The organism is Pseudomonas sp. AAC (genome assembly GCF_000725445.1).
GTDB lineage: Bacteria > Pseudomonadota > Gammaproteobacteria > Pseudomonadales > Pseudomonadaceae > Pseudomonas > Pseudomonas citronellolis.
On the sequence record NZ_KL647098.1, the window covers coordinates 238,260 to 252,094 of the forward strand.

The window sequence follows — 13,835 nt, forward strand, 5'->3', positions numbered from 1 at the left end:
TTCGCGAGCAAGCTCGCTCCTACGAAAAGCCATGTTTCCTGGAAACGTAGGAGCGGACTCCGTCCGCGATTATCCGCCGTTGAAAACGGCCTCAACCCTCGGCCGTCACCCCAGCCAGGTGATAGGTCTCGTTGATCCGATACAACGTAAACACATCCCCCTCGACACCAATCTCATTGACGCAACAAGGCTCCTGCTTCAACCGCCAATACCGCGCCAACGGCAACCCCAACGCCTGCAGCAGCAGAACCCGATTGATACTGTCATGCCCCACCAACACCAATGTCTGCCCACCGTGACGCCGCAACACCTCGCGCAGCACACGGGTACCCCGAGCCAGCACGTCGGCCAGGCTCTCGCCATCCGGGATAGCCGCCAGGTCCGGCGCCTCCAGCCAGGTGCGGTGTTCTTCCGGCCAGCGTGCGCGGACTTCGTCGTGGGTCAGGCCCTGCCACTGGCCATAGTCGGTGTCCGCCAGGCCTTCCAGCGCCTGGGCCGGGGCGCCGGTGGCGCGTGCTATGGCGGCGCCGGTATCGATACAGCGCGACAGCGGGCTGGTGTAGATGGCCACCGGCTGCCAGCTTTCGGCTATGCGCCGGGCCACCGCCTCGGCCTGGCGCCGACCCAGGGCCGACAGCGGCAGTTCGGCGCGACCGCGGAAGCGTTCCGGGGCGATCCAGTCCACGTGGCCGTGGCGGGTCAGAATGATTCTGGTCATCGTCCTGCTCCTTCGAAGGTTCAGCAGCGCAGGCTGGCGATGATGCGCTGCGGGTGGCTCAGCATATCCAGGGCCGAGAGGATGTCCAGCGCCACCAGGTCCGCCGAGCCGATGGCCACCGAGGAGGCGCCCTCCGGGCCGATCACCGCGATGCCCAGGGCCGACTGCTGCAGCATGTAGCGGTCGTTGCTGCCGTTGCCGATGGCCACCACGCCGTGCAGGCCCAGGGTGCGCAGGTAGTCCTCCTTGGAAATGGCCTGGTCCTTCTCCGAGAGCACCAGCAGGTTGACGTCCAGCGCCGCCAGTTCCGCCTCGGCGCTGCCGAAGGTGTCGCCGGTGACCACGTGCAGCGCCAGCTTGCGGCCCAGCGCCGCCAGGCGTTCGGCCACCCCGTCGATCAGCCGGCCATCCACCGCCAGGGTGCCGTTGTAGTCACAGATCATGTGTTTCAACTGCAAGCTCCCCAGCCCGGGAATGTCGATCTGCAGCATGTCGCCTCCTCCCCTGGCCGCTCAGCCGCGGATGACCGTGACCGCGCAGGGCGCATGGTCGATCACCTGGCGCGCCACCGAGCCCAGCAGCCAGCGCTCGAAGCCCGAGTGGCCGCGGTGGCCGATGACGATGTGGTCGATGTGGTGCTCCTCGGCGTAGCGCACGATCTGCTCGGCCGGGCGGCCCACCGAGACGTGGGTGGTCGGCCGTTCCTCGACCGGCAGGCGGCTGTAGCCCAGCAGTTTGAAGGCGTGGTGGAAATGCGCGCGGGAGCGCTCGATCACCGCCTCGGTCTCCACCTCGTCGCCGAACTCCGGCGGCTGCGCCACCGAGAGGATGTGCAGGCCGGCGCCGAAGCGCTCGGCCAGCTCGTTGGCGAAGTTCAGGGCCAGCTCCGCCGCGGTGGAGGCGTCGTAGGCCACCAGGATGCGCTTGATCATGCTTCACCTCCTCTGCGCCGCGTCTGCGGGCGCAAGTCGTCGTGGCGCGCGGGCTCCGCCGGCGGGGCGGCGCCCTCCTCCTCCGGCTCGCCCTTGGGCAGCAGGTGCCGGGGCAGGAAGAAGGCGTTGGCGATCAGCGTCGGCACCACGGCGCTGCCGATCACCGCGGCCACCAGCGCCGAATACTGGCCCTGGTCGATCAGCCCGTGGGCCAGGCCGAACAGCGCCGAGATGGTGCCGAAGGTCAGCCCGGTGGACATCAGCAGCGTGGTGTAGGCCCCCTCCCGGCGCGGCGAGCCGTAGACCAGGCAGGTGGGGTACACGCCCACCAGCTTGCTGAGCATCTTCACCAGCAACAGCAGCACGAAGGCCGCGGGCGCGGCGGCCAGGGCCGGCAGCGACACCAGCGAGCCGGCGCGGATGAAGTAGAACGGCGTCAGCAGGCCGAAGGTCAGGGTGCGCAGGCGGCGGATCAGCGCATGGTCCTTGCCCACGGTGCTGGCCAGCACCATGCCGATCAGGTAGGCCGGCAGCACCGCCTCGCTGCCGGCCCAGGTCGCCGCCGCGCCCAGGCCGAACAGGCAGAGCATGAGGAACTTGGCCTCCAGTTCCGAAGGGCGGCCGCCGAAGCGGCGGAAGAAACGCGGGGTGAGCCACGGCAGCAACAGCGCGGCCAGGACCAGGGCCCCGGCGAAACCGGCGGTCTTCGGGGTGAAGGGGGCGAAGATCAGCCCCAGGGCGATCACCGTGGCCAGGTCGTTGAAGAAGCAGGCGGCCAGCACGATCTTGCCGTACTCGCTGGTGTTCAGCCCCAGCTCCAGCATCACCGCATAGACCACCGCCACCGAGGTGGTGGACATGGCGATGCCGGCCAGCCAACTGGCCTGCGAGTTCCAGCCCAGGCCCCAGTACGCCAGCGCCGCGCAGCCGAGGAAGGGCACCACGAAGCCCACCAGGCCGATGACCGTGGCCTGCTTCCAGTGCGCGCGGAACACCTTCGGGTCCAGCTCGGCGCCGGCCAGAAAGGTCAGCAGGATGGCCCCGGCGCCGGAGAGGAACTTGATCCAGCTGGCGTCGCCCTGCAGCACCGCCATGCCCAGCAGCGCGCCGATGATCAGCTGGGCGATGGTCCCCACGACGATTTCCGACAATGCCGTGGCGATGCGCAGGAAGATCGACACCAGCGTCGCCAGCAGCGCCAGCCCCAGCCACAGGGCGGCCTGGGCCCAGATCTCAGTCATGGCGGCGGCTCCGCTGAAGCCGGGGGACGGCGCGGTGCGCAAGAGGAAAAGCGGCGGAACGGGATGGGTTGGGCATGTTCGCTGTCCACGGGCAAACCATGGACAGCAGAACAATGCCTACGCCGCCCATGAAGGGTTATGCGTAGGCATCATCAGCCGGGGGGCGGTTAGAGGAGGAATGCCATCTCCTGCCTAACGACATTAGCAAAGCCTTGGGAAAATGCACGCTCCTAGTGGCTGCCGCCCAGCAGGTCGAAGGAGTCGAGCAGGCGCCAGGCGATTTCCGGGGTGCGCTCCAGGCCCCGGCGGATGGCCGCGGGGATGGCCTGGCGGGTCTTGCGGCACAGGCCGGGCTGCGCGGCGATGCGGATGTCCAGGCCGCGCATGCTGCGCACCTCGTTGAAGCCGGGAGCAATGCTCAGGCGCAGGCCGAGCTGTTCGTACATGCGCTGCTGCATGTGCTGCAGGTCGGCCAGGTCCTTGAGCTGTTCCAGGCGCTGCACCAGACGCAGCTCTTCCTGGCGGGTGAGCAGGAGGATGCGGATGTCGCCATGGGGCTCGGCCAGCAGCGCCTCGCGCCCGCAATCGCAGGCGCCCGGTGGGCAGGGTTGGCGGAGGGGGAGCTGGCCGTTCATAGCGTCGAGCATAGCGATTCGGCCGGCGCCGCGCCGCTACCCTTCGTGAAAATTCCCACGCTGAAATCGCCTTGAGGTCCTACGAGGGCGCTGGATAGATTCCGCCCTGCCGCAACCTTGTTGTGGTCGGGGGTAGGATCCCGCAGTAAAGGGTGGTGCGTCGTAGCCGTGAGAGCAGTCGGTCCATCGTTGTATGCACTCACGTTCCATGGCGGGCCGTCCGGGGAGGCCTTCGGGCCTGCCGTCTCCTTTGCTGCGGTATCCTACCCCCGTACGGTCCGCCTCCCTTTTCCGGGAGGCGGCTCTTGATCCCGCTCAGGAGCAATGGAACATGCACTATCCGTACTTCGCCCTCCACACCCTGGAGGCGCACCATGACTGACCTGCAACCCGTCACCACCCTCTCCCAACCCCACGACGACGTGCTGTTCGTCGACGCCAGCGCCCCCGCCGAGCATCTGTACGAAGCCGCCGAGCGTCGCCTGATAGCCCTGGAAGACCTGCTCTGCCTGCTGGCGGACTGCCCCGACGAAATGCCGCTGGTACAAGGCCAGGCCCGCCTGGTCTCGGCCTTGCTGCCGATGGCGGCGTAAGCGCGGCAACTCTACCGACTGGCCCAGAGCCGGAGCTGAGCGCCCCTGGGCGCTTGCGTGCGGGGCGGCGCAGCAGTGCCGCCCCGCGCTTCACGGGCTGGCCGGCCCCTCGGACAGCAGGCGGCAGCCCTGGCGGCGGATTTCGATGTTCGGATAGATCGGCGGCCGCGCCTCGCCGCTGGCCCGCAAGGCCTCCACACGCTCCAACGCCTCCTCGATGCGCTGCAACGGCAACGCGGCGATTTGCGCCGGCGCCAGGTCCCACCAGCGGCTGGCCTGCAGGCGCTCGCAGATGTCCGGCGGGAAGCGGTAGCGCACCACCTTAGCCGGCGAGCCGGCGACTATGGCGTAGGGCGGCACGTCGCGCGTCACCACCGACATGGCGGCCACCACGGCGCCGTCGTGGATCTTCACCCCGCTCATCACCACTGCGCCCTCGCCGATGAAGGCGTCGTTGCCGATCCAGGTGTCGGCGTCGGTGTCCTCGTAGCGCTGGCGCGGCGTGTCGTAGCGGTCGAACACGCCCGGCTCGTACTGCACCGAGCTGGTGCTCAGCCAGTCCATCGGGTGCGCCCGGGCGGCCAGGCCGATGCGGCAGAGCTGACCGGTGGAGCTGAAGCGGCCGATGTGCGAAATGCGGTGGAAGCTGGTGGCGCGGATGGTGGAAAAGGCGCCGATGTGCATCTCGTCCCGGTAGATCTTGAACTCCGCCTCGCCGATGCTGCCCGGCGCCTCGACCAACAGGCGCTTGCCGCGCCCCAGGCGACTGACGCCGCTGCGGAATTCGATGTCGTAGCCTTCCAGCCAGTGCTTCCAGTGACTGTTGCGCCAACGCTTCAACATGGGGTCCGTGATCCTTTGTATGTTTTCCGATACGGACCTCTGACAGGTGGGACGGCTGCAAGGTTCGGTTGAAGTGAATTGCGTAGGTGTGAGGTGTTTTTTCGTAGGGGCGAGCTTGCTCGCGAACAGTGCTCACCTGTGGCTGCAGTGTTTTGGCTGGACGACGTTCCCTCTCCCTGAAGGGAGAGGGGACCGTTCGGAGCGGTCCGGTTTTCCCAAGTCAGCCGGCAAGCACGGTAGTTTCCGGCTGAAACCATTCCTTATCTCGGCACGGACTGCCCCCTCTCCCTTCAGGGCGGGGCGCGCAGCCGAGGGCTGGGGAGAGGGGACCGTGGTCAAGCCGATGCAGAGAAGTGGCCGGTTCACGCCGTTCGCGAGCAAGCTCGCTCCTACGAAAAGCGGCACCGCGACCCGGCGCACCAGTGGCTGCGGGAGTTCATCGCCGCGGCGATGTGACGGCCTACCGCTCGGCCGGCCGCCGCCGCCGACGCCGCCAGCGGCGTAGGCTGGTGCGAGAACACGAGGAGGACACGAGCATGCGGCACCACAGCCACCCGGATTTCCACCTGCACGAGGCGCGCCGCGCCATGCTGTTGCGCTGGGCGCAGATGGCGCAATGGTTCGGCCTGGTGATGATCCTGCTGACCATCGGCCTGGCGGCCCTGGGCGACAGCCTGGAAGACCCCACCGGCACCAGCATCATCACCCTGTGCGGCGCCTTGGGCCTGGCGGCGCTGATCCCGGCGCGGATGATCCTGGCGCATTACCAGAAGCAGGACGAGCGCGACGGGCAGCCCTAGCCGAAGCGCACGCAGTAGATCGGCGGCAGGTGCGCGGACAGGCATTCCCAGCGCTCGCCGCCGTCCTCCGACAACCACAGGCCGCCGGTGGTCGAGCCCATGGCCAGGCGCTCGCCGTCGTCGTCCACGGCCAGGCCGTGGCGGTACACCAGGTCGTAGCACGGGCCCGGGGGCAGGCCGTGGTCCAGGGCCTGGAAGCTCTGGCCGCCATCCTCCGTGCGGTTGACCAAGAATCGCCCGGCCACCGGGATGCGGCAGATGTCCTTCGTCGCCGGGACGAACCAGGCGGTGTCCGGCCGCGTGGGGTGCACGGCCACGGCGAAGCCGAAGCTGGACGGTTGCGCCGGCACGTCGCGCCAGTTGGCGCCGCCATCGCTGGAAACGAAGATGCCGTTGTGGTGCTGCACCCACAGCCGGTCCGGCCACGCCGGGCAGTGCACCAGGCGGTGCGGGTCCTGGATGGCGCCCTCCTCGCGCAGGTCCGGCGGCATGTAGTCGGCGTACATGCCGGCGGTGGTGTTGCGCCAGCTGGCGCCTTCGTCGTGGCTCTGCCAGACGCCGCCGCAGGACACCCCGACGGTGAGGTGGCGGCTGTCGCGCGGGTCGACGCTGATGGAATGGATGCCCGGCCAGTCGTAGCCGCCGCCGAACCAGCGGGCGCGCTCGGGGCGGTCCCACAGCGAGCGGTTGAGCGTCCAGCTGTCGCCATGGTCGTCGCTGCGGAACAGGCCGCCGGGGATGGTCCCGGCCCAGAGGGTGCCGGCCTGGTCGGTGCCGCCGGTCTCCAGGCACCAGATCAGCTGCAGGCTCCAGGGCGCCTGCGGGGCGTCGCCTTCGGCCGGCGGCGGCAGCGGGTCCGGCTGCGGCGGGTAGACCGGCACGGCGCATTCCTGCCAGTCGCCGCCGCAGGGCCTGCGCCACAGCTTGCAGCCGAAGTGGCCGAGGTCCAGGGCGGCGTAGAGGGTATCGTCGCGGGGGTCGGCCAGCAGCATGTTCACCGGCTCGCCGAGGAAGTCCTGGCCCGCCTCGTGCCAGGTGCCGCGATCCTGCAGGAAGCTGAACAGGCCCTTGCGCGTGGCCACCAGCAGTCGGTCTTCCATCTGTCCTCCTCCGGGTTTCAGCCGCCGGACAGCGCCTGCACCACGTATACCTCGCTGTCGTCCGCCACCACGTCGCCCAGGCCCTGGCGGTCGCGCAGGCGCAGGCCGTCGATGAACACGGTGACGTGCCGGCGCAGGCCGCCCTGGTCGTCCAGCAGGTAGCCGCGCAGGCGCGGATGCCGGGCGAACACGCCCTCCAGCAGGCCGCCGAGGGTGGCGCCGGGCAGGTCCTGCTCGGGCACTTCGACGTGGCGCTGGATGGACGGGGCGAAGACGATATGGGCCATGGGCTGCGCGGCGTGACGGGTTTCGCTCAGTTTAGGCGGCAGGGCCGGCGCCGGTGGCGCGGATCGACCGGGCGGCAATCAGTTTCGATTTCGCTCAACTGAGTTCAACTAGATTCACATTTAAAGCACCCATCGCCTGTGCGAGTCTCCGGGCATCGTCCCCCACGCAGCCCCCCATGCATCTTCTGCAACAGCACTTCGCCGCCGCCAGCGCCTCCGCCTCCCAGGCAGAGCCCCTGCGCCTGCCGCGCGAACGCTGCCGCTGGCTGCGCCTGCAACCCCTCTCGCTGCCGCTGGAGCTGGCCTTCTGGGCGCTCTGGCACTGCCGCCACGCGCGTCCACCGGATAGCGCCGCACGCTGACGGGCGCCCCGCCCACCCCTTTGCTGGAACTACGCTGAACGCAGGCGCCCGACGCTGCGCGAGCTGGCGTAGCCATTGCATCGCCTGCCCCGCCGCAGCCCGGCCGCGCAGGCCATCAGCGCGCCCATTGGCGCTATGCGAGAACAACGATGAAATTCGCCCCTGTGCAAGAGGCCCAGGCCTTCCTGGCCGCCAATCCCGACATCGAGATGGTCGAGCTGTTCATCCTCGACGCCAACGGCGTGCCCCGCGGCAAGCTGCTGCACCGCGAGGAACTGCTGGCGGTCTACGAGTCCGGCCGGCCCTTGCCGAGCACCATTCTCGGCCTGACGCTGCATGGCGAGGACGTGGAGGATTCCGGGCTGGTGTGGGAGGTCGGCGACATCGACTGCCGCGCCTACCCGCTGGCCGGCAGCCTGGTGCGCCTGCCCTGGCGGCAGATTCCCACGGCCGCCGTGCAGGTCAGCATGCACCCGGCCGAAGGCAAGCCGGCGGACATCGCCGACCCGCGCCACGTGCTGGTCAAGGTGATCGACGAACTCAAGGCCGCCGGCTACCACCCGGTGATGGCCTGCGAGCTGGAGTTCTACCTGCTGGACGCCAAGCGCGACGCCAACGGCCGCCCGCAACCGGCGCTGGACGCCGACGGCGGCCGGCCGCGCTCCACCCAGGTCTACGGCCTGCGCGAACTGGAGCAGATCGAGCCCTTTCTCGCCGACCTCTACGCCGCCTGCAAGGCCCAGGGCATCCCGGCGCGCACCGCCATTTCCGAATACGCGCCGGGCCAGGTGGAGATCACCCTGGAGCACGGCGACGCCCTCACCGCCATGGACCAGGCCGTGCGCTACAAGCGCCTGGTCAAGGGCGTGGCGCACAAGCACGGGATGCAGGCCTGCTTCATGGCCAAGCCGTTCGACGACCTGGCCGGCACCGGCATGCACATGCACGTGTCGCTGGCCGATACCGCCGGGGCGAACCTGTTCGCCAGCGCAGAGCCGGCCGGCACGCCCCTGCTGCGCCAGGCGGTGGGCGGCATGCTCGCCAGCCTGCTCGACTCGCTGCTGCTGTTCTGCCCCAACGCCAACTCCTATCGGCGCTTCCAGGCCAACAGCTACGCGCCGCTGGCGCCGACCTGGGGCTGCGACAACCGCACCGTCAGCCTGCGCGTGCCGGGCGGGCCGGCGCACACCCGGCACATCGAGCACCGCATCTGTGGGGCCGATGCCAATCCCTATCTGGCGGCGGCGGCGATTCTTGCCGGCATTCACCGTGGCATCCGCGAAGAGGTCGACCCGGGCGCGCCTGTCGAGGGCAACGGCTATGCCCAGGCCAAGGAGCTGCTGCCTACCGACTGGCTGACCTCGCTGCGCGCGCTGGAGCGGTCGAACTGGGCGCGGGATGCGCTGGGGCGGGAGTTCCTGGGCGTGTACCTGAAGGTGAAGCAGGCGGAGTACCGGCAGTTCATGGGCGAGGTGGGGGAGCAGGATTGGCGGTGGTATCTGCATCAGGCTTGAGGCTTAAGAGCCCCTCTCCCGCAAGCGGGAGAGGGGGCAGTCCGGCGTAGCGCTGAACAACGACGCCACCGGCTGACAACGAATTCAAACCCTCGCTCCGAACAGTCCCCTCTCCCTTCAGGGAGAGGGCTAGGGAGAGGGAAACCAGACAACAGGAAAAACACAAAAAATGAACGCCGCACTGAAACCCGCCAAAGCCGCCCCCGAGCGCGCCCCTTCCTATTATTCCGCCAGCCTCGCCGTGGAAACCGACTACCCCACCCTGCAAGGCGAGGTGAATGTCGACATCGCCATCATCGGCGGCGGCTTCACCGGCGTGACCACCGCCGTGGAGCTGGCCGAGCGCGGCTACAAGGTGGCCATCGTCGAGACCAACAAGGTCGGCTGGGGCGCCAGCGGGCGCAATGGCGGCCAGGTCACCGGCAGCCTGTCCGGCGATTCGGCCATGCGCAAGCAGATGCAGCAGTGGCTGGGCAACGACGTCGATGACTTCATCTGGCGACTGCGCTGGCGCGGCCACGAGATCATCAAGAACCGCGTGGCGAAATACGGCATCGCCTGCGACCTCAAGTTCGGCCACCTGCACGCGGCCATGAAGCCGTCGCACATGGCCGAGCTGGAAGCCTCCTACGAAGAGGCCGTGCGCCGCGGCATGGGCGCCGAGGTCAGCCTGCTCGACGCCACCGGCGTGCGCCAGCACCTGGAAAGCGACCTGTACTGCGGCGCCATCAAGAATATGCGCAACATGCACCTGCACCCGCTCAACCTGTGCATCGGCGAGGCCAAGGCCCTGGAGAGCCTGGGCGGGCTGATCTTCGAGCACTCCGAGGTGCTGGACATCGTCCACGGCCCGCGCCCGGCCGTGGTCACCACCGGCGGGCGGATCAACGCCGCCCAGGTGCTGCTGGCCGGCGACGTCTACCACAAGCTGGAGCGCAAGCAGCTCAAGGGCATGATCTTCCCGGCCATGGGCGGCATCGTCACCACCAAGCCGCTGGGCGAGCTGGCCAGGCGCATCAACCCGCAGGACCTGGCCGTCTACGACTGCCGCTTCGTGCTCGACTACTACCGCCTGACCGCCGATGGCCGCCTGCTGTTCGGCGGCGGCGCCAACTACTCCGGGCGCGACTCGCGGGACATCGCCGGCGAACTGCGCCCGTGCATCGAACGCACCTTCCCGGCGCTCAAGGGCGTGGAGATCGAATTCCAGTGGAGCTGCGCCATGGGCATCGTGATGAACCGCATCCCACAGCTGGGCAAGCTCTCGGACAACGTCTGGTACTGCCAGGGCTACTCCGGCCACGGCGTGGCCACCACCCACATCATGGGCGAGATCATGGCCACGGCCATGAGCGGCGACCTGGAGCAATTCGACACCTTCGCCCAGTGCAAGCACGTGAAGGTGCCCCTGGGCGACGTGTTCGGCAACCCGATGCTGGCGGCGGGGATGTGGTACTACCAGCTGCTGGAGAAATTCCGCTGAGCTTCGTGACTCCTGTAGGAGCGGACCTTGTCCGCGATAGCCGGAACCTCCGGCGCGATTCGCGGATGAGATCCGCCTAGCTGCCCCACCCACGCCATTCCCATGTAGGAGCGCGCCCTGCGCGCGATATCGCGGGCAGGGCCCGCTCCTACAGGTTGCCGGGAGGTACGGTATTCCTCTCCCCGTAGGAGACCTTGTCCGCGATGGCCGGGCATATCGGCGCGATTCGCGGATGGGATCCGCTCCTACGCTGCCCCACCCACGCCATTCCCCTGTAGGAGCGCGCCCTGCGCGCGATTTCGCGGACAGAGCCCGCTTACAGGTTGCCGGGAGGCACGGTACTCCTCCCCCCGTAGGAGCGGACCTTGTCCGCGATAGCCGGAACCAACGGCGCGATTCGCGGATGAGATCCGCTCCTACGCTGCCCCACCCCCGCCATTCCATGTAGGAGCGCGCCCTGCGCGCGATATCGCGGGCAGGGCCCGCTCCTACAGGTTGCCGGGAGGCACGGTATTCCTCCCCCCGTAGGAGCGGACCTTGTCCGCGATGGCCGGAGGTCCAGGCGCGGTTCGCGGATGAGATCCGCTCCTACGCTGCCCCACCCACGCCATTCCATGTAGGAGCGCGCCCTGCGCGCGATATCGCGGGCAGGGCCCGCTCCTACGAAGAGCCTCGCGTCAGGCGGCCAGGCACTGTTCCAGGCTGGCCTCCAGACGCTCGCGCAGTCCGGCAGCGGCGCTGGCGATGAAGACCAGGCAGTTGTCGCCCTCCTGCGCCTGTGCCGCCAGGAACTGGCTGCGGCCGCCGACGTATTGCAGCCACAGCGGCTGCTCGCGGCCGCTGACCTGCACCCGGCCCTTGAGGCGGAACAGGCCTTCCGGCAACTGATCGAGCCAGGCGCGCAGGCGCCGGGGGTCGAGCTGGCCGGCGTGGCGCCAGGTCCAGCTGTCGAACAGCCGGCTGTGATCGACACCCAGCGGCGCCAGGCGTTGCGCGCGCTCCGGGCGTTCGCCGTAGAGCAGCTCGTCGGGTATTTCCGCCTGCACCGTCTGCAGCATCCGCCGCGGCTCGCCGAAGCGCTGGCGCAGGGCCTGCAGTTGTTCCGGCGTCGCTATGTCGGCCTTGTTCAGCAGCAGCAGGTCGGCCGCGGCCGCCTGGCGGCGTTCCAGTTGCGCGTATTCGCCTTCCAGCGGCTGGCTGCGGGCCGCGTCCACCAGGGTGATGAGCGCGTCCAGGTGCATGTGCCTGCGCAGCTGCGGGTAGCCCAGGGCCTGGATGATCGGCTGCGGGTCGGCCACGCCGCTGCATTCGATGACGATGCGCTCCACCGGCGGCTGCATCGCGGCCAGGCGGCCGAGCTGGGCCAGCAGGTCGTCCTGCATGGTGCAGCACAGGCAGCCGTTCTGCTGGGCGTACACCGCGTCGCTCTGCTCGGCGATCATCTCGGCGTCCACGTTCAGTTCGCCGAAGTCGTTGACGATCAGCGCCAGGCGCTGCCCGGCGCACTGCTGCACCAGGCGGCGCAGCAGGGTGGTCTTGCCGGCGCCGAGGAAGCCGGCGACCACGGTCACCGGGATGCTCATCGGTCGTCCCTCATGATCTGCGGCACTTCGCCCTGCCACACCGCCTGCAGCGGGCCGCTGAACACGCCCTGGCGGTCGTAGACCGGGCGGCCCTCGACGAAGGTCTGCTCGACCTGGGTGCGGTGGATGTAGCCGCGCGGCGGCTGGGCGAAGAGGTCGCGGTCCAGCACGATAAAGTCCGCCGACTTGCCGGCCTCGATGCTGCCGGTCAGGTGCTCCAGGCCCATGGCGTGGGCGCCGTTCAGCGTCACCACCTGCAGCGCCTGCTCCAGGCCGATGGGCTCGCCGAAGCAGGCCGGGTCGTCGTTCCAGGGGTTCTGCCGGGTGATCATGGTTTCCAGGGCCAGCCAGGGGTCGATGGAGGCCACCGGCCAGTCGGTGCCCATCACCGCGATGCCGCCGGCGGCGAGCACGCCCTTGTAGTCGTAGATGCGCTTCAGGCGCTCGGCGCCGTAGCCGGAGCGCGCGCCGCTGGCGAAGGGCGTCGGGTACCAGGCTGCCGGGGAGAACTCGGCGATCACTTCCAGCTCGCGGAAGCGCTTGAGGTTGCCCGGGTGCAGGATGGTGCTATGCGCGCACTGGTGGCGGATGCCACTGAAACCGTTGCGCCGGCGCGCCTCGGCCACCGCGTCGAGGAACACGTCGGAGGCGCCGTCGCCGGTGCAGTGGGCGATCACGCGGATGCCGCGGCGGTCCATGTCCACCACCATGTCGGTGATGTGCTCGGGGGTCAGGTTGAGCTTGCCGCGCCAGCTGTCCTCGCCCGGCCAGGGGCTGATGAGGAACGACGAGCGCGGCTCCACGGTGCCGTCGAAGTGGAACTTCACGGCGTTGGCCGACAGCCGCGCGCTGCGGTAGTAGTGGCGCTCGCCGCTGAGCAGTTCCCAGCGCCGGCGCACCGGGAAGATGTCGTCCTGCCAACTGATGGCCGCTTCCACGCGCAGGGTCAGCTGGCCGGCGTCGTCCAGTTCCTTGAGCGCCTGCAGGCGGCGTTCGCAGACGTGCACGTACTTGCTGGCGGTGACGCCGCGGGCGCTCTGGAAGTGCACGCCGTCGCGGTAGGCGCGGCGCAGCACCTCGATGGGGGTGGGCGGCATGGCGGCGTGGATCAGCGCGTAGGCGCCGTCGATCAGCAGGCCGTTGGGCTCGCCGGTCAGTTCGTCGCGCTCCAGGTAGCCGTTGCGCGGGTCGGGCGTGGCGGCGTCGATGCCGGCCAGTTCGAGGGCGCGGGAGTTGACCATCATGGTCCCCCACATGCGGTCGAGCAGCGCCACCGGGCGGTCCGGCATGACGCTGTCGAGCCACTCGCGGCCCGGTTTCAGCCCGGCCTCGCGGAAGGTGTAGCGCACCCAGTACTGGCCGTAGACCCAGCCGTCGCCGGGGTGGCTGTCGGCGTAGGCGCGGATGGCCGCGGCCAGCTGCTCGGGGCTCGGGTCCTCGATGCCCACGTCCAGGTCGTCGGCGTAGCGCGGGGCCAGGGCCAGATCCGGGTGGGTGTGCATGTCGTGCAGGCCGGGCATGCAGAAGGCGCCGCCGAGGTCGTGCTGGCGGGTCTGCGGGCCGACCAGGTGCGCCAGGTCCTCGGCGCGGCCGACGGCGAGGAAGCGGCCGTCGCGGATGGCCACGGCCTCGGCCCAGGGCTGCGCCGGGTCGAGGGTGTAGAAGCGGCCGTTGCGCAGCAGCAGGTCGGCGTGGCGGTTGGCAGGCGAATGGGACGAACGGAATGTATCGGGCGCCGTCATGT

At 69.2% G+C, this 13,835-nt stretch carries 15 protein-coding genes and 1 riboswitch; of the genes, 5 read left to right on the top strand and 10 right to left on the bottom strand.

Annotated elements, in window-relative coordinates:
• Window positions 1-91 precede the first annotated feature (91 nt).
• From FG99_RS18690 to FG99_RS18710, 5 genes are all read right to left on the bottom strand, one after another.
• On the bottom strand, window positions 92-718 hold the full coding sequence (locus FG99_RS18690) for a histidine phosphatase family protein (protein ID WP_043271794.1): 627 nt from the start codon (window positions 716-718) through the stop codon (window positions 92-94).
• Between the two features lie 20 nt (window positions 719-738).
• Window positions 739-1,209, bottom strand: a complete 471-nt coding sequence (locus tag FG99_RS18695; RefSeq protein ID WP_043271795.1) for an HAD family hydrolase — start codon at window positions 1,207-1,209, stop codon at window positions 739-741.
• 21 nt (window positions 1,210-1,230) lie between these two features.
• The gene (locus FG99_RS18700) at window positions 1,231-1,650 is read right to left on the bottom strand and encodes a universal stress protein (RefSeq protein ID WP_009622637.1); all 420 of its coding nucleotides are present in this window, start codon (window positions 1,648-1,650) and stop codon (window positions 1,231-1,233) included.
• Entirely contained in the window at window positions 1,647-2,891 is a 1,245-nt protein-coding gene (locus tag FG99_RS18705; protein WP_043271796.1) for a cation:proton antiporter, read from the bottom strand. Before FG99_RS18705 ends, FG99_RS18700 begins: the two co-directional genes overlap by 4 nt.
• A 136-nt stretch (window positions 2,892-3,027) precedes the next feature.
• Window positions 3,028-3,089, bottom strand: a riboswitch (Fluoride riboswitch).
• Window positions 3,090-3,121: 32 nt separating this feature from the next.
• Complete coding sequence (locus tag FG99_RS18710; RefSeq protein ID WP_232244957.1) at window positions 3,122-3,538, bottom strand: hypothetical protein; 417 nt, start codon at window positions 3,536-3,538, stop codon at window positions 3,122-3,124.
• A 362-nt stretch (window positions 3,539-3,900) separates the two neighbouring features.
• Here FG99_RS18710 and FG99_RS18715 point away from each other — a divergent pair, with 362 nt between their 5' ends.
• Window positions 3,901-4,119: a hypothetical protein gene (locus FG99_RS18715; protein WP_043271797.1), complete on the top strand. Its 219-nt coding sequence runs from the start codon at window positions 3,901-3,903 to the stop codon at window positions 4,117-4,119.
• Window positions 4,120-4,209: 90 nt separating this feature from the next.
• Here the strand turns inward: FG99_RS18715 and FG99_RS33100 are convergent, their stop codons facing one another.
• Entirely contained in the window at window positions 4,210-4,962 is a 753-nt protein-coding gene (locus tag FG99_RS33100) for a CatB-related O-acetyltransferase (protein WP_051879051.1), read from the bottom strand.
• Between the two features lie 536 nt (window positions 4,963-5,498).
• On the opposite strand from FG99_RS33100, the gene FG99_RS18725 reads away from it, so the two are divergent.
• Entirely contained in the window at window positions 5,499-5,762 is a 264-nt protein-coding gene (locus FG99_RS18725; protein ID WP_043271798.1) for a hypothetical protein, read from the top strand.
• Here the strand turns inward: FG99_RS18725 and FG99_RS18730 are convergent.
• On the bottom strand, window positions 5,759-6,862 hold the full coding sequence (locus tag FG99_RS18730; protein WP_043271799.1) for a WD40/YVTN/BNR-like repeat-containing protein: 1,104 nt from the start codon (window positions 6,860-6,862) through the stop codon (window positions 5,759-5,761). The genes FG99_RS18725 and FG99_RS18730 overlap by 4 nt on opposite strands.
• A gap of 17 nt (window positions 6,863-6,879) precedes the next feature.
• A complete protein-coding gene (locus tag FG99_RS18735) occupies window positions 6,880-7,149 on the bottom strand; it encodes a MoaD/ThiS family protein (protein WP_043271800.1) in 270 nt (89 codons plus the stop codon).
• A gap of 176 nt (window positions 7,150-7,325) precedes the next feature.
• Between FG99_RS18735 and FG99_RS18740 the strand changes: the two genes are divergently transcribed.
• From FG99_RS18740 to FG99_RS18750, 3 genes are all read left to right on the top strand, one after another.
• Window positions 7,326-7,511, top strand: a complete 186-nt coding sequence (locus FG99_RS18740; protein ID WP_043271801.1) for a hypothetical protein — start codon at window positions 7,326-7,328, stop codon at window positions 7,509-7,511.
• A gap of 149 nt (window positions 7,512-7,660) precedes the next feature.
• Window positions 7,661-9,025 (top strand): glutamine synthetase family protein, encoded by a 1,365-nt coding sequence (locus FG99_RS18745; RefSeq protein ID WP_043271802.1) that lies wholly within the window; start codon window positions 7,661-7,663, stop codon window positions 9,023-9,025.
• Between the two features lie 169 nt (window positions 9,026-9,194).
• On the top strand, window positions 9,195-10,508 hold the full coding sequence (locus FG99_RS18750; RefSeq protein WP_043271803.1) for an NAD(P)/FAD-dependent oxidoreductase: 1,314 nt from the start codon (window positions 9,195-9,197) through the stop codon (window positions 10,506-10,508).
• 677 nt (window positions 10,509-11,185) lie between these two features.
• On the opposite strand, the gene FG99_RS18755 is transcribed toward FG99_RS18750, so the two are convergent.
• Together FG99_RS18755 and FG99_RS18760 are read right to left on the bottom strand one after the other, a co-directional pair.
• Window positions 11,186-12,091 (bottom strand): CobW family GTP-binding protein, encoded by a 906-nt coding sequence (locus tag FG99_RS18755; RefSeq protein ID WP_043271804.1) that lies wholly within the window; start codon window positions 12,089-12,091, stop codon window positions 11,186-11,188.
• Window positions 12,088-13,833, bottom strand: a complete 1,746-nt coding sequence (locus FG99_RS18760) for an amidohydrolase (protein WP_043271805.1) — start codon at window positions 13,831-13,833, stop codon at window positions 12,088-12,090. Before FG99_RS18760 ends, FG99_RS18755 begins: the two co-directional genes overlap by 4 nt.
• Window positions 13,834-13,835: the final 2 nt, after the last annotated feature.

Excerpts from the sequence above, each read along its gene's own strand:
- FG99_RS18690 (WP_043271794.1), bottom strand. The coding sequence starts at position 718 with ATGACCAGAATCATTCTGACCCGCCACGGCCACGTGGACTGGATCGCC.
- FG99_RS18695 (WP_043271795.1), bottom strand. The coding sequence starts at position 1,209 with ATGCTGCAGATCGACATTCCCGGGCTGGGGAGCTTGCAGTTGAAACAC.
- FG99_RS18700 (WP_009622637.1), bottom strand. The coding sequence starts at position 1,650 with ATGATCAAGCGCATCCTGGTGGCCTACGACGCCTCCACCGCGGCGGAG.
- FG99_RS18705 (WP_043271796.1), bottom strand. The coding sequence starts at position 2,891 with ATGACTGAGATCTGGGCCCAGGCCGCCCTGTGGCTGGGGCTGGCGCTG.
- FG99_RS18710 (WP_232244957.1), bottom strand. The coding sequence starts at position 3,538 with ATGCTCGACGCTATGAACGGCCAGCTCCCCCTCCGCCAACCCTGCCCA.
- FG99_RS18715 (WP_043271797.1), top strand. The coding sequence starts at position 3,901 with ATGACTGACCTGCAACCCGTCACCACCCTCTCCCAACCCCACGACGAC.
- FG99_RS33100 (WP_051879051.1), bottom strand. The coding sequence starts at position 4,962 with ATGTTGAAGCGTTGGCGCAACAGTCACTGGAAGCACTGGCTGGAAGGC.
- FG99_RS18725 (WP_043271798.1), top strand. The coding sequence starts at position 5,499 with ATGCGGCACCACAGCCACCCGGATTTCCACCTGCACGAGGCGCGCCGC.
- FG99_RS18730 (WP_043271799.1), bottom strand. The coding sequence starts at position 6,862 with ATGGAAGACCGACTGCTGGTGGCCACGCGCAAGGGCCTGTTCAGCTTC.
- FG99_RS18735 (WP_043271800.1), bottom strand. The coding sequence starts at position 7,149 with ATGGCCCATATCGTCTTCGCCCCGTCCATCCAGCGCCACGTCGAAGTG.
- FG99_RS18740 (WP_043271801.1), top strand. The coding sequence starts at position 7,326 with ATGCATCTTCTGCAACAGCACTTCGCCGCCGCCAGCGCCTCCGCCTCC.
- FG99_RS18745 (WP_043271802.1), top strand. The coding sequence starts at position 7,661 with ATGAAATTCGCCCCTGTGCAAGAGGCCCAGGCCTTCCTGGCCGCCAAT.
- FG99_RS18750 (WP_043271803.1), top strand. The coding sequence starts at position 9,195 with ATGAACGCCGCACTGAAACCCGCCAAAGCCGCCCCCGAGCGCGCCCCT.
- FG99_RS18755 (WP_043271804.1), bottom strand. The coding sequence starts at position 12,091 with ATGAGCATCCCGGTGACCGTGGTCGCCGGCTTCCTCGGCGCCGGCAAG.
- FG99_RS18760 (WP_043271805.1), bottom strand. The coding sequence starts at position 13,833 with ATGACGGCGCCCGATACATTCCGTTCGTCCCATTCGCCTGCCAACCGC.